This window comes from Bradyrhizobium lupini (assembly GCF_040939785.1).
In the GTDB taxonomy this organism is placed as follows: Bacteria; Pseudomonadota; Alphaproteobacteria; order Rhizobiales; family Xanthobacteraceae; genus Bradyrhizobium; species Bradyrhizobium canariense_D.
Genome location: NZ_CP162553.1, coordinates 5,938,813 through 5,952,437, shown reverse-complemented (window position 1 = coordinate 5,952,437; position 13,625 = coordinate 5,938,813). Strand labels below are relative to the sequence as shown.

15 protein-coding genes and 1 pseudogene are annotated in these 13,625 nt (G+C 64.2%); 6 read left to right on the top strand and 10 right to left on the bottom strand.

Annotation, left to right across the window (positions count from 1 at the left end):
• The first annotated feature begins 165 nt into the window (after nt 1–165).
• The gene (locus AB3L03_RS28235) at nt 166–423 is read left to right on the top strand and encodes a DUF2798 domain-containing protein (RefSeq protein WP_085350586.1); all 258 of its coding nucleotides are present in this window, start codon (nt 166–168) and stop codon (nt 421–423) included.
• A gap of 50 nt (nt 424–473) precedes the next feature.
• Here the strand turns inward: AB3L03_RS28235 and AB3L03_RS28230 are convergent, their stop codons facing one another.
• The 3 genes from AB3L03_RS28230 to AB3L03_RS28220 form a co-directional block, all read right to left on the bottom strand.
• A complete protein-coding gene (locus tag AB3L03_RS28230; protein ID WP_085384834.1) occupies nt 474–2,261 on the bottom strand; it encodes a chloride channel protein in 1,788 nt (595 codons plus the stop codon).
• 12 nt (nt 2,262–2,273) lie between these two features.
• Nucleotides 2,274–2,927 carry a class II aldolase/adducin family protein gene (locus AB3L03_RS28225; RefSeq protein ID WP_198957640.1) on the bottom strand — a complete coding sequence of 218 codons (654 nt, stop codon included), beginning with the start codon at nt 2,925–2,927 and terminating at the stop codon, nt 2,274–2,276.
• 158 nt (nt 2,928–3,085) lie between these two features.
• On the bottom strand, nt 3,086–3,712 hold the full coding sequence (locus AB3L03_RS28220) for a MarC family protein (protein ID WP_247335370.1): 627 nt from the start codon (nt 3,710–3,712) through the stop codon (nt 3,086–3,088).
• Nucleotides 3,713–3,801: 89 nt separating this feature from the next.
• On the opposite strand from AB3L03_RS28220, the gene AB3L03_RS28215 reads away from it, so the two are divergent.
• The 5 genes and pseudogenes from AB3L03_RS28215 to AB3L03_RS28195 all read left to right on the top strand — a co-directional run bounded on the left by AB3L03_RS28215 (nt 3,802) and on the right by AB3L03_RS28195 (nt 7,786).
• Nucleotides 3,802–4,008: a hypothetical protein gene (locus tag AB3L03_RS28215; RefSeq protein WP_007601434.1), complete on the top strand. Its 207-nt coding sequence runs from the start codon at nt 3,802–3,804 to the stop codon at nt 4,006–4,008.
• Between the two features lie 100 nt (nt 4,009–4,108).
• Entirely contained in the window at nt 4,109–4,675 is a 567-nt protein-coding gene (locus AB3L03_RS28210) for a ferritin-like domain-containing protein (RefSeq protein ID WP_085384836.1), read from the top strand.
• 151 nt (nt 4,676–4,826) lie between these two features.
• A complete protein-coding gene (locus AB3L03_RS28205; RefSeq protein WP_007601432.1) occupies nt 4,827–5,210 on the top strand; it encodes an Hsp20/alpha crystallin family protein in 384 nt (127 codons plus the stop codon).
• A gap of 8 nt (nt 5,211–5,218) precedes the next feature.
• A pseudogene (lon, locus tag AB3L03_RS28200) lies at nt 5,219–7,625 on the top strand (endopeptidase La).
• A gap of 5 nt (nt 7,626–7,630) precedes the next feature.
• Entirely contained in the window at nt 7,631–7,786 is a 156-nt protein-coding gene (locus tag AB3L03_RS28195; RefSeq protein WP_162847267.1) for a hypothetical protein, read from the top strand.
• Between the two features lie 70 nt (nt 7,787–7,856).
• Here the strand turns inward: AB3L03_RS28195 and AB3L03_RS28190 are convergent, their stop codons facing one another.
• The 7 genes from AB3L03_RS28190 to AB3L03_RS28160 form a co-directional block, all read right to left on the bottom strand.
• Nucleotides 7,857–8,159, bottom strand: coding sequence for an HU family DNA-binding protein (locus tag AB3L03_RS28190; RefSeq protein WP_007601427.1), 303 nt, complete (start codon nt 8,157–8,159; stop codon nt 7,857–7,859).
• Nucleotides 8,160–8,516: 357 nt separating this feature from the next.
• Complete coding sequence (locus tag AB3L03_RS28185) at nt 8,517–9,749, bottom strand: acetyl-CoA C-acetyltransferase (protein WP_085350582.1); 1,233 nt, start codon at nt 9,747–9,749, stop codon at nt 8,517–8,519.
• Between the two features lie 146 nt (nt 9,750–9,895).
• A complete protein-coding gene (locus AB3L03_RS28180) occupies nt 9,896–11,359 on the bottom strand; it encodes a GH1 family beta-glucosidase (protein WP_204511933.1) in 1,464 nt (487 codons plus the stop codon).
• A gap of 863 nt (nt 11,360–12,222) precedes the next feature.
• Nucleotides 12,223–12,630 carry a hypothetical protein gene (locus AB3L03_RS28175; RefSeq protein ID WP_018460275.1) on the bottom strand — a complete coding sequence of 136 codons (408 nt, stop codon included), beginning with the start codon at nt 12,628–12,630 and terminating at the stop codon, nt 12,223–12,225.
• Nucleotides 12,631–12,690: 60 nt separating this feature from the next.
• Nucleotides 12,691–12,858 carry a hypothetical protein gene (locus AB3L03_RS28170; RefSeq protein ID WP_162847266.1) on the bottom strand — a complete coding sequence of 56 codons (168 nt, stop codon included), beginning with the start codon at nt 12,856–12,858 and terminating at the stop codon, nt 12,691–12,693.
• Nucleotides 12,859–13,025: 167 nt separating this feature from the next.
• Nucleotides 13,026–13,259 (bottom strand): hypothetical protein, encoded by a 234-nt coding sequence (locus tag AB3L03_RS28165; protein WP_018460276.1) that lies wholly within the window; start codon nt 13,257–13,259, stop codon nt 13,026–13,028.
• The gene (locus AB3L03_RS28160; protein ID WP_085384859.1) at nt 13,256–13,555 is read right to left on the bottom strand and encodes a hypothetical protein; all 300 of its coding nucleotides are present in this window, start codon (nt 13,553–13,555) and stop codon (nt 13,256–13,258) included. Before AB3L03_RS28160 ends, AB3L03_RS28165 begins: the two co-directional genes overlap by 4 nt.
• Between the last annotated feature and the right edge of the window lie 70 nt (nt 13,556–13,625).

Genomic DNA, 13,625 nt, shown 5'->3' with positions numbered 1-13,625 from the left:
AACATGAGCGGATAATGAACAGGCGCACCGTCTTTCGGTCGCCGTAAGCGTTTTACGTGAACCAACGCATCAACCGACGCCGTCGGGATCGATGCCATTCTTGGGTTCACCGTGACTGACGCGTCTTATTCCAAGAGAAACCAGATGATTTCCAAGAGAAACCAGATGATTGCGGTTCGCAAACTGCCGGCGCGCTATGCGTCGATCGTGATGCCATTTGTGCTGTCCATCCTCATGACAGCCGTGGTGTCGGTCATTTCCACCCTTCGAAGCCTCGGCGCAACGCCGGCGTTCCTCGCGACCTGGCCGGGCGCCTGGGCGCTGTCATGGCTCGTCGCCTTTCCGACGCTGCTGATGGTGCTGCCACTGGTCCGCCGGATCGTGGCTAGCGTCGTCGCTGCTCCCTTGCAGCCAGGCCGATAGCAGGCGCGGACGGCGGCGCATGATGCACGCCGTCCCGCTTCCGCGTGACCTTACGACAGCGCGCCGAGTACGCCGCGCGTCGCCTTGTCGATCTCCTCGACATAGCGGCGGCGGGCGAAGGTCTCGGTAAGGAAGCCGACCACCTTGCGGCTGTCGGTGGAATCGACCACCGCCAGCATCTCGGCCTCCGCCTCGTCGAACACCGCCATCGCCGACTTCACGTTCATTTCCGGGATCAGCACGATCTCGGTCAGGCGCGCGAGCTCGATCACCTGGATTTCGTCGGCGATGGTGTCGAGGTCGCCCGAGAACAGGTCGGGCAGCAGGACAAGGCCGACATATTCGTCCGCATTGTTGACGATGACGATCCCGGGCCGCGAGCCCAGCGCGAATTCGCGGCGGACCGCGGCGATCGTCGTGGTCGACGGCACCTTGCCAACATCTGAGCGCATCAGCCGCTCGACGGTGAGGTTGCGCAGCCAGCCGACGTCGTTGGCGCTGCGGATGGTCTCGCCGCGCAGATGCAAGCGCCAGGTCGAGAAGGAGTGCCCGAACATGAAGCGGACGCAGATCGAGGTGACGATGCAGCCGGCGAGCACCACGGCGGTAACGTCGACGTTGCGGGTCATCTCGAGCACGAGGAACGACATGGTCAAGGGACCGCCGACGATGGCGACGCCCAGCGTCGCCATGCCCGTCAGCATCGAGACCAGCGGATCGATCACGAAGTTCGGGCTGATCAAGAGCAGCACCGCGGAGAAGAACTTTCCGATCAGGCTGCCCACGAACAGCGAGGCAAAGAACAGGCCGCCGCGGAAACCGGAGGCGAGCGAGATCAGGCAGGCCGTCACCTTCAAGGCGATGATCAGCGCGATCAGGCCGATCGTCATGTCGTGAAAGAGATCGAGCACCATTGCGCCGTGGCCGGCCGCCAGCACCTGCGGCGTGACGATCGCAAAACCGCCGACGATGAGGCCGCCGATCACCGGGCGCAACCAGACCGGCAGCCATTTGAACAGGCGCTCGAACATCGAGGACGAGCGCATCACGGCGATGCCGACACCGCTGGTGACGAGCGCGAGACCGATCAGCGCCAGATATTGCTCGACGCCGACGGCGCTGACCTTGGGTATTTCGAGCGAGTATGGCGCGCCGCCGAGCCATTGCGCGGTCAGGGCGCCCGCGAGCGAGGCGGCGAGGATCGGCGCCGCGCTGCCGACCGAGTAGACGCCGACGATCAGCTCGCAGGCGTAGAAGGCGCCCGTGATCGGTGCACCGAAGGCCGCCGCGATCGCCGCAGCGGCACCGCAGCCGACGATCAGGCGCAGATCGTTGCGGCGCAGATTGAAGAACTTGCCGAGCAACGAGGCGATACCCGAGCCGATCTGGGTATAGCCGGCCTCGAGGCCGACGGAGGCGCCGCAGCCGTTCGAGATCAGCGTCTGGCTGGACACCACCACGCTGTCGCGCATCGACAGATTGCCGCCGCGCAGTGCGTTCGCCTCGATCGGATCGACCGCGCTGGAGAGCTTGAGCCGTCGCCGCCACCACTCCATGATCCCAAGCACCAACCCGCCCAGCGCGGGCGCGATCAGCGCGGCCCACGGACTGACGCTGGTATTGGCGGACAGGCGGACGTCGATGGGAATGCCGTAGATCACCATGTGGGCAATCTGCGCAATCTCGGCCATCAGCGTCACGATGGCGCCGGCGAGCGTGCCGATCACCAGCGCCAGCGGGATCAGATAGAATTCGTTGCTGCGTAGCAGCGCCCGCAGCCGAACCATGATGCGGTTCGTCCCCTTGCGGTCGGCGAGATGTCTGATCCGCAGGAACACGTTCTGTCCGCCCTACCCTTCCGACATGCCGTAACCGGACATGCGCTGGCGGACCCGCTCGATCTCGGCGCTCGACAGCAGCGGCGGCTCTCCGATCTGGAGACAGCCGTGATATTGCCGCGCCAGCGTCTCGACCTCGACCGCGAGCCACATCGCCTTGTCCAGCGACTTGCCGATCGCGATCATGCCGTGATGGTCGAGCAGGCAGGCAAGTCGGCCCTCCAGCGCCCGCACGGCATGTTCGGACAGCTCCGCCGTTCCGAAGGTGGCATAGGGCGCGCAGCGGATGCTGTCGCCGCCGGCGGCCGCGATCATGTAGTGCACGGGCGGGATCTCCAGGCCCATGATCGCCAGGATGGTGCAATAGGTCGGATGGGCGTGGACGACGGCGTCGACGTCTGGCCGGGCCTTCAGGATGTCGAGGTGGAAGCGCCACTCGCTGGACGGCTTCTGATCGGGCGCGTGCGAGCCGTCCATCGTCATGAACACGATCTGGTCCGGCGTCATGGCGTCGTAGGGCACGCTGGTCGGGGTGACCAGAAGCCCGTCCACATGCCGGACGCTGATATTGCCCGAGGTGCCCTGGTTGATGCCGAGCGCATTCATGCGGCGGCAGGCGCCGATGATGGCCTGTCTCTTGTCGAGCTCGTCCGCTGTCATCGACATCTCGATTTCCTGACGATGGGCGCCTGTCAGACGGGGAGTACGTCAAGCAATATGGCAGCGCAAGAGAAAGCGGACCGGATCGCGCGCGATCCCGCCAGCCGCCTCATGGCATCATGGAATAAACATGAAAATCAACGCATTAACAGATTGTCGCAGCTCTACGGCAAGCTTGCCCGGACCGCAGCGATGCCGTTGATCACGAACTGCACCGAATAGGCCGCGAGCAGCATGCCGAGCACGCGCGAGAGGACGGCGTTGCCGGTGCGCCCGAGGCTCCGCGCGATCATGTTCGCGGAGACAAAGCAGAGCATGCAGAGCAGGCACACGGCGAGCACGACCGCGATGATGATCGCGAGCCTCGGTCCGTAGCCGGCATCGCCGGTCAGGAGCAGCGTGGTCGCGATCGCGCCGGGACCGGCCATCATCGGGATCGCCAGCGGGAATACCGCGACGTCGGAGGCATGCTCCGAGGTTGCCTTATCGGCCTCGCGGGCCTCGCGATGCGGACGGTCGCCGAAGATCATCTGGTAGGACACGCCGAACAGCAGCAGCCCGCCGGCGATCTGGAAGGCGGGGATGCCGATCCCGAGCTGGCGCAGCAGCCAGTTTCCGATCAGGGCGATCACCACCAGGATCGACGCCGCAATCAGCGGCGCACGCAGCGCGATGGTGCGCATGGTCTTGTCGGGCATGCCTCCGGTCGCAGCGAGGAAGGCCGGCGCAAGGCCCACCGGATCGACCACGAGCAGCAGCGTCACGAACGCGGACAGGGTGAAGTCGATCATGTCTCGGTGGGCTCCCTGGACGCAGGAACGATGGCTGGCGGACTGACTTAGCCCGATAGAACCGCTTTGAAAATCACCGGAGATGCACAATGAGTGACAGTGGAATTGGAATGTTGCTGGGTCACCTTTCGGGCAACCTGCTCTGGCTCTGGTTCATCGGTGCCTTCGTGCTCGGTGCGGTCCTCGTCTACGGCGTGGCGAAGGCGGGGCGCCTGCGGCGCCGCGAGCGCGCGCAGCTCGACCGCAACACCGAGGCGCGGCAGCGGCAGGAAGATCCCTACAAGCGCCCGACCTGAGCGCAGGCTGCAGTTTGGAACTTTCGTTCTCCGAAAGCTTTTGATCGCCTGAGGATTGCGGAAGGCGATGCCTTCGCGCGTCACCTCAAGAGGAGGATGTATGGCAAAACGAGCAAAGAAGCGCACAAGCAAGAAATCGTCGACGGGCCGCGCCCGTCAGGCGCCGAAGATGTTGAGCGACCTATTCCTGGAGACGCTCAAGGACATCTATTTCGCCGAGAACAAGATCATCAAGACCCTGCCCAAGATGGCCAAGGCTGCCAACTCGAAGGAGCTCGCGGCGGCTTTCAACAAGCATCTGCGCGAGACCCAGGGCCAGGTCAAACGTCTGGACCAGATCTTTAAGATGCTGGGCAAGCCGGCCCGCGGCAAGCCTTGCGAAGCGATCAACGGCATCACCGACGAAGGTGCCGAGATCATGAAGGAGTTCAAGAACGCGCCTGCGCTCGACGCCGGCCTGCTCGCAGCCGCGCAGGCGGTCGAGCACTACGAAATCTCCCGCTACGGCACGCTGCGCACCTGGGCCGAGGAGCTCGGCATGCAGGACGCGGCAAAGCTGCTGCAGGCGACGCTGGACGAGGAAGAGGCGACCGATCACGCCCTGACCGAGCTCGCCACCTCCGTGATCAACCTCGAGGCGGAAGAGGAATACCGCCAGGCGGCCTGAGGCACACATAGGGTGACGACGGAACGCCGCGGCCCGGAAGGCCGCGGCGCTTGTTTTCGGATCGCACGATCCGCATGGCACCTGCGCGCAGCCGGGCTGGAATTCTCGGGAACCGGCCCCATATTCAGCGTTCCTCACCCGAGCCCGCATCATGCAACCCAAAAATCCCCTCGACTGGATGCTGTCCGAAGCCTTGGACTCGCTGACCCGCGCCGAACGGCTGCGCCAGCAGTTCGGCCGGCAGGAAGCCTGCTGGGAGCCGCCGATCGACGTGCTCGAAACCGAGCATGAGCTCCTGATCCTGGTCGCGCTTCCCGGCGTCAATCCCGACAATGTCGAGACTGTCATCCATGACGGCGTGCTCGTCATCTCCGGCCAGCGCACCCTTCCGCCAGAGCTTCGCAACGCCCGCATCCACCGGCTCGAACTGCCGCAGGGGCGTTTTGAGCGCCGCATTGCATTGCCCGTTGGCCGTTACGCCATCAGCCGCTTCGTGATGGACGGCTGCGTCGCGCTGCGCCTCGCCAAATCCTGAGGTCGATCATGGCCACCGAACCAATGAATACCGCACCGACCAATCCCCAGAGCAATTCCGACGTGAAGATTCCCGAAGACGCGCTGATCATCATTCCCGTGCGCGAAATGGTGCTGTTCCCCGGCGCCATCGCGCCGATCGCGATCGCACGGCCGAAGTCGGTCGCCGCCGCGCAACAGGCGCTGCGCGAGCAGCGACCGGTCGGCATCGTCCTGCAACGCAGCCCCGAGACCGAGGAGCCCGGACCGGACGACCTCTATCGGGTCGCGACCATCGCCAACATCGTGCGCTACATCACCGCGCCCGACGGCACCCATCACATCGTCTGCCAGGGCGTGCAGCGCGCGCGCATCCTCGACTTCCTGCCGGGGACGCCGTTCCCGGCCGCGCGGATCCAGCAGATTCCTGGAGCCGACCACCAGCACGCCCGAGATCGAGGCCCGCGGGCTGAACCTGCAGCGCCAGGCCATCGAGGCGATCGAGCTGCTGCCGCAGGCGCCGCCCGAACTGGTCGCGATGTTCCAGGGCACCACGGCGCCCGGCGCGCTGGCGGACCTGGCGACCTCGTTCATGGACATCAAGCCGCAGGACAAGCAGGAGGTGCTGGAGACCATCGACCTCGCTCTGCGTGTCGAGAAGGTGTCGAAGCATCTGGCCGAACGGCTGGAGGTGCTGCGCATCAGCAACGAGATCGGCCAGCAGACCCGCGCCAGCTTCGACGAGCGGCAGCGCGAAGCGATCCTGCGCGAGCAGATGGCGACCATTCAGCGCCAGCTCGGCGAAGGCGACGGCAAGGCGGCCGAGGTGGCCGAGCTGACGGCTGCCATCGCCAAGGCCAACATGCCGCCCGAGGCCGATGCACATGCGAAAAAGGAGCTGCGCCGCTACGAGCGCATGCCGGAGGCCGCCGGCGAGGCCGGCATGGTCCGCACTTACCTGGACTGGCTGATCGAGCTGCCGTGGGCACTGCCCGCGGAGAAGCCGATCGACATCAAGGAAGCGCGCCGCATCCTCGACGCCGATCACTTTGGCCTGGAGAAGATCAAGAGCCGGATCATCGAATATCTGGCGGTGCGCAAGCTGGCGCCGCAGGGCAAGGCGCCGATCCTGTGCTTCATCGGACCGCCCGGCGTCGGCAAGACCTCGCTCGGCCAGTCCATCGCACGCGCGATGGACCGTCCCTTCGTGCGCGTCAGCCTCGGCGGCGTGCATGACGAGGCCGAGATCCGCGGCCACCGGCGCACCTATATCGGCGCGCTGCCCGGCAACATCATCCAGGGCATCAAGAAGGCCGGCGCCCGGAACTGCGTCATGATGCTGGACGAGATCGACAAGATGGGCCGCGGCGTGCAGGGCGATCCTTCCGCCGCGATGCTGGAGGTGCTCGACCCCGAGCAGAACGGGACATTCCGGGACAATTACCTGGGCGTGCCCTTCGACCTGTCGCGCGTGGTGTTCATCGCGACCGCAAACATGCTGGACCAGATCCCGGGTCCGTTGCTGGACCGCATGGAGCTGATCAGCCTCGCCGGCTACACCGAGGATGAGAAGCTGGAGATCGCGCGGCGCTATCTGGTGCGGCGGCAGCTCGAGGCCAACGGCTTGACGCCGGAGCAAGCCGAGATCGAGCCGGAGGCGCTGAAGCTGGTGGTCAAGGGCTACACCCGCGAAGCCGGCGTGCGTAACCTGGAGCGGGAGATCGGAAAGCTGTTCCGCCATGCTGCCGTGCAGGTCGCCGAGGGCACGGCTGCCAAGATCGTCGTGACGCCAAAGGACATCGGCACTGTGCTCGGCCAGCCGCGCTTCGAAGGCGAGATCGCGCAGCGCACCAGCATTCCAGGCGTGGCCACTGGCCTGGCCTGGACGCCGGTCGGCGGCGACATCCTGTTCATCGAGGCCTCGCGGGTATCAGGCCGCGGCGGCATGATCCTGACCGGCCAGCTCGGCGAGGTCATGCGCGAGAGCGTGCAGGCTGCGATGACGCTGGTGAAGAGCAAGGCCACGCAGCTCGGCATCGATCCGCAGCTGTTCGAAAAGAGCGACATCCACGTTCACGTGCCGGCAGGCGCGACCCCGAAGGACGGACCGAGCGCGGGCGTTGCGATGTTCACGGCGCTGACGTCCCTGCTCACCAATCGCACGGTGCGCAGCGACACCGCCATGACCGGCGAGATCTCGCTGCGCGGCCTGGTGCTGCCGGTCGGTGGCATCAAGGAGAAGGTGGTGGCAGCCGCGGCCGCGGGCCTGAAGCGGGTGATGCTGCCGGCGCGCAACAAGCGGGATTACGACGACATCCCGCAGAGCGCGCGGGACAACCTCGAATTCATCTGGCTGGAGCGCGTCGACGAAGCCATCGCCGCGGCGCTCGAGCCGGCCGAGGCCCAAGCCGATGCCAAGGTCGAAGCGGCGGAGTGAATGCCATGAAGAAATTGCTGGAAAGAGCGAAGCGATCGCGGACGACGCAGCGGCTGCGCCAGTTGCTGGATCGCGCCATCGACGGGGTTCGCGATGCGCTGGCGATGCCGGGACCGCGGCTTCAGCCGGCCCCGGTCCGGGCGAAGCGCCGCAAGGGTTGAGCCCTCCGTCTCAAGTCCTCGCGACAGCCCCGAACAAAAGGCCCCCTCGCTCGAGGGGGCCTTCGCCTTGTTAGCCCACGGCGTCCTTGGCGGCCTTGACCGGGCGGGCGCGAACGATCTTCCGGGCCGGTTTGGCCTTGAACATCATCTCTTCGCCCGTGAACGGGTTGGTGCCCTTGCGCGCCTTGGTCGCGGGCTTCTTGATGACCACGAACTTGGCGAAGCCCGGCACCAGGAACAGGCCGTTCTTCTTGAGCTCCTTGTGACCGACGTCGGTCAGCGTCTCCATGACGCTCTTGACGTCACGCTTGGAAAGCTCGGTGGTGGTCGCGATCTTTTCGATCAGCTGCGATTTCGACATTTGGGTGGCCATCGTGTCTCCTCTGATTCGTTGACGGCTGCATATTAGACCAACCGGTGAAGGCCTATAGCCTTCTGCACAGTTTTGTCGGGGTTTTACGGGCTTTTTTGGCCCTCTGTGGCAAAAAACCCTGCTTTTTAGCCACTTCCGGAGCGGGAGAAGCCTCAGGCAGCGGATTTTACCTTGTTTCAAAGGCCCGCACGCAGCCTTGCTAAAGCTGATTCGATGCTTTCGACAAGCGATGACCGGCCTCTTTGTCGGAGTCCGGTCGCGATTCACCCTGGAAAACAAGCCTAGATCGTCGTGATGTGGCGATCGCGGGTACTTTCTCTCCCTTATTTCTAGGGAGCGCGACGAGCTTCGCTCGCGCTAGATACGTTCGATGATGACGGCCGGGGCCATGCCACCGGCCGCGCACATGGTGACGAGACCGCGCTTCAAGTCGCGCCGTTCGAGCTCGTCGAGCATGGTGCCGATCAGGATCGAGCCGGTGGCGCCGATGGGATGGCCGAGTGCGATCGAGCCGCCATTGACGTTGACCCTGGCGCGGTCGAGCTTGAGGTCGCGGATGTATTTTTCCGCAACCACGGCAAAGGCCTCGTTGATCTCGAACAGGTCGATGTCGTCGATGGTCAGCCCCGCCTTCGCCAACACCTTGCGCGTCGCCGGCACCGGCGCGTTCAGCATCAGCGTCGGCGAGTCCCCCATATTCGCCATCGCGACGACGCGGGCGCGCGGCTTCAGGCCGTGCGCCCTGGCGTAAGCGGGCGAAGCCAGAAGGATCGCGGCGGCGCCGTCGACGACGCCGGACGAGTTGCCGGCGTGGTGCATGAAGTCGATCTCGAGGTCGGGGTATTTCTGCAGGATCAGGCCGCGATAGGTCGTGCCCTTGTCGTCGAGCGCATGGTCGGCGACAGCGGGGAATGCGGGCTTCAAAGCGCTCAGCCCTTCCATCGTGGTCTGCGGCCGCGGATATTCTTCATGGTCGAGCGCGAGGCTGCCGTCCTCGCGATGCACCGGCACAAGGCTCTTCTTGAAGTGGCCGTTCGCGATCGCATGCGCGGCACGCTTCTGGCTTTCGAGGCCCAGCGCGTCGACGTCCCTTCGCGTGATACCTTCCAGCGTCGCGATCGCGTCGGCGCAGACGCCCTGATGCGACTGCGGATGCCGCGCTCGCAGGCGCAGATTGCCGTTGTCCATCATCATCGGACCGCCGCCGCGGCGTCCTTCCATCGACATCATCTCGCAGCCGCCGGCGACGACGAGGTCCTCCGTGCCCGACATGATCGAGCTTGCGGCCATGTTGACGGCGGTGATGCCGGAGCCGCAGAAGCGGTCGAGCGTTACGGCACTCGCGCGCACGTCGTAGCCGGCGTCCAGCGCCGACATGCGGCCGAGATCGCCGCCTTGCGTTGCGACCTGCGCGCTGCAGCCCCAGATGACGTCGTCGACGTCGGCGGTGTCGATGCCGGTGCGCGTCGCGAGCGCGCGCAGCACGGTTGCTCCCAGCTGCTGCGGATGAATGCCCGAGAGCGCCCCCTTGCCGGCCTTGCCAACGCCCCGCGGGGTCCGGCAGGCATCGATGATGAGTGCGTCGATCATTGGCATTATCCTCTTGTTGAACGGTTGGAAGCGTTTTGAATCAGCGGGCGAAGGGAGTCAATGCGCGCTGGCGGAACCGCCTCACCCCGCCCTCTCAACGCGAGCCAAGCTCGTCGCTTCCGCAAGAGCGGGGCGAGGGAGAGCAATCAAACCCCCGCTGCGTTCTTCGCGATCACGTTGCGATAGAAGCTGGCGCTGAGTTTCGGCGTACGCACCTGCGTATCGAAATTGACGTGGTAGAGCCCAAAGCGCTTGTTGAGCCCAAATACCCATTCGAAATTGTCCATCAGGCTCCAGAGGAAATAGCCGCGCACCGGCACGCCTTCGGCGGTGGCGCGCTGGAGCTGGGCCAGGTAGTTGCGCAAATACATGATGCGGTCGGTGTCGTAGATCTTGCCGTCGGGCGTCACGACGTCGTCGCCGGAGGTGCCGTTCTCGCTGATATAAATCGCGTCCGTTTTCCAGATCTTTGCCGCCAGCTTGGGCACCCAGTAGATCGTCTCGGGGCCGACGCGCAGCCAGTCCGAATTCATGTGCGGGAAGGATTTCGGGATCGGCAGCGGCATGAAGCCCGCGCCCTGGTCGGAGGCCACCACATAGTTCTGCGGCGCGTAGATGTTGAGGCCGAGGAAATCGACCGGCGAGGAGATGATCTTCAGCTCCGCATCCGTGTATTTCGGCGCGTCGCGCCCGGCGAATTTCAGGAAGGCGTCGGTGTACTGGCCCGTCATGATGACGTTGAGATAGCCTGCGTTCATTTCGCGCAGCGCGATCTCTGCGGCGCGGACGTTCTCCGGCGTGTCGATCGCGGGGGCACAGGCATCGATGTTCTCCGCCGGCCCCACCCTGGTGCCACGGCGGCCATGGGCGCGTACCGCCTGCACCGCAAGCCCGTGCGCGAGCGCGCTGTTGTGCCTGATCTGGTTGACCTCGGCTTGTGGCAGCGTCACGCCGGGCGCGTCGATGCCGATGCCGTAGCCGAAATAGACGAAGCGACCGCTCTCGTTCAGTGTGAATACGTTCTTGACGCGATCGGTCAGGTGCTCGGCGACATAGGCCGCGTAATCACCGAAGATCTTGCAGGTCTCCGTCGACCGCCAGCCGCCAAACCGGTCCTGGAGCGATTGCGGCAGGTCCCAATGATAGAGCGTCAGCCACGGCTCGATGCCGTTCTTGAGGAGTTCGTCGACCAGGCGGTTGTAGAAATCGAGTCCCTTCGGGTTGGGCTTGCCGTCGCCGTCCGGAAACAGCCGCGGCCAGGCCACCGAGAAGCGATAGGCCTTGCAGCCGAGCTCCCTGATGAGCGCGATGTCCTCCTTGTAGCGGTGATAGTGCTCGTTGGCGCGGTCGCCGGTCGAGCCATCCTCGATCTTGCCGGGGATGCGGACGAACTTGTCCCAGATCGAGGCCCCTCGCCCGTCCTCGTTGACCGCGCCCTCGACCTGATAGGACGAGGTCGCCGTGCCCCAGACGAAGCCCGCGGGGAAACCGTCCACGTTTCGCGGCGGCGATGCGGGCTTGGCGTCCGCGACCTCGAGAGGATTGGCGATTCCGGCTGCGGACAATCCCGCCAGCGTGGCGAACTGGCGACGCGAGACCTTGTCCGACATTGATCGTGCTCCGGGGTGATGCTCTTTCGGTGGCACCATGGCGAATCGCGGGTCGTTTGAGAAGCGGGCGAGCCGAGGGCCGAGGATGCAGGATTGCGGAATGCGACAAAGTTGTCCGAAAGGGGCTAGGGCGATCGTCGGCAGAGCTACCCCAAAGCCGAAATACCAGCCCCACCGTCATTCGAATTCCAGCCCAATCCGGCAAGGAAGTTGTCAGTTCCCTCGATACGAGGGCCCGTAGGCTCACAGAATGCCATATACCGCTCGGAAATTACGACCAAACTTCGCAAATATGGCGTATGCTGCAGCCATCGCCGCTCCGCTCTGGGCGATTGTCTGTCTGCACCGGTCAAGCAAGAGAACGACTGACTTATGACGCGGTTTGACCGCATCAGACTGTGGTAACCTCTTCCGCTTGACCAAGCGCCTGTCCTGCCAGGGATACAATGACTGACCCGCGTCAGAGCCACCGTGAATTCGAGGTAGATATATGTCGTATGCCTACAAGCTGAATGAAGACGTTCGCCACCAGCCCCAAGGCCCACAAGGACGTGCCGCAACTGAGCCACCGATGATTTACACCATCGTCCAGCATATGCCCATCGAGTCCGATGGACGTCTCCGATACCGCATCAAGTGCAAGTCGGAGAAAATCGAGCGAGTCGTCACGGAAGATCAGCTTTCGTATTCGCAGTGATCGCTTGATGACGGCGGGAATCCAGCGCGGATGAATTGGCTCGGTGTTGCCATGACCAACGACGGGACCGTTCTCGTTGCTTGGCGAGCCTGGATTGCGGAATGTCTGCCTGGGTCGGGAGCAGACATGAGGTCCTTCCGCCGCGGTGGCGCGCGGGCTTCCGCGATCAGCGCGAGCGCTTCGGCAACTTTGGCAGCTTGTCGGGATTGAACGGCGGCATCTGCCCGGTTCGTTCAGGTGCGGGCGCCTGCTGTTCCGTCAGAATCAGCGTACCCTGGAGGATCATTCCCGGCGCTTGCGCTGCCGTCGCCGTGTAGGTCGCCACCTTGCCCGGGCAGTTTCCCTCGATGTCCAGCGTGAGCTCATCGTCGACGCCGAACACGGTTGCGCGTCCGTCGGTATGGCGCTTCGTCGACACGGTGGCGGTGAAGCGATCGCCGTCGACCTTGCAAGAGCCGTGATAGGTCATCAGGCTGTCGCAGCCCCAGATCTGTCCGTCTGCGATATGGACGATCCCGGTCCCCTGATCGAGCGGCGTCTTGTACCAGGCGGCGTAGGTGCCGTCCTTCAACATGGGAGCAGTCTCCCCTGGTATTTCCTCGCGCATATCGACACGATCAGCGCTAACAAAGCGTTAATCGCGCGGCCCGAGCCAATCCGGGCTATTCCTGCGCAGCTCGGCCTCCAAGTCTTCAATGATGCTGTGAAGCAGACAGGCGGCAAGTGGATCGGTCACTTCGCGCTCCAAATGCCGGTACCGCGCGATCTGGAATTCCTGCTCTCTCAACTGGTGCTCTGTCATCGGACGGGCCCTCCGACGAACCGACGCAGAGACAGCCGAACAGTTTCGTTACAATTTTAGGATCATTCGCTATGGTTTCCGATCGGTAAAAACAACGCGACGCCAAGCTTCGCCGGGGCGGGATCATCGGAGATGTCAAAAGGTCGATACGCTGACACGCACCGCTGTCACGGCACGTCGCCGCCGCTGCGACTTCCACCGATGCTGTGCGGCTTATTGAGGAAGAACTCCCGGTTACCGAGAGCCGCCTCCGCGTACTGATCAATCGCAACCTGGATGGCCTCGATGTGCATGCGGCACCAACCCTCGAGGCAGGACAGGCGCCGCGCATGATGAAGCGCCTTCAGAAATTCCGGCGGCTCCTGCATGTCGGAGAAGTAGGTCGGCCTCTCCCCCTTCATGCTCGTGCCATCTTTCGCGGCGGAACAAGGCTGCGCTTCTCAACCCCGACGCGCGATGGCATCGGCCGACGGCGGGGAACGAACAGGCTGGCGACGACGATCGGGTCGGTGTCTCCGAGCGCGGCCCGCTCCTGAACGAGCCCGCTCATTACCGTGCGCATCTTCATGACTTCGCCTGCGACGAAGCTGCAGTCCTCGTCCCTGTTGATCTGCTCATGCATGATCGCCTCGGCCTCACGCATGCTGACGCGTAACGCCCTGATGATCCTGCGGATTTCGTTGATGCGGTTGTCCATGGCTCGCTCCCTTGGCTGGACGAGCAGCATAAGAACAAAACATGAACAATGAGTCAATCGGCTTGAGGTA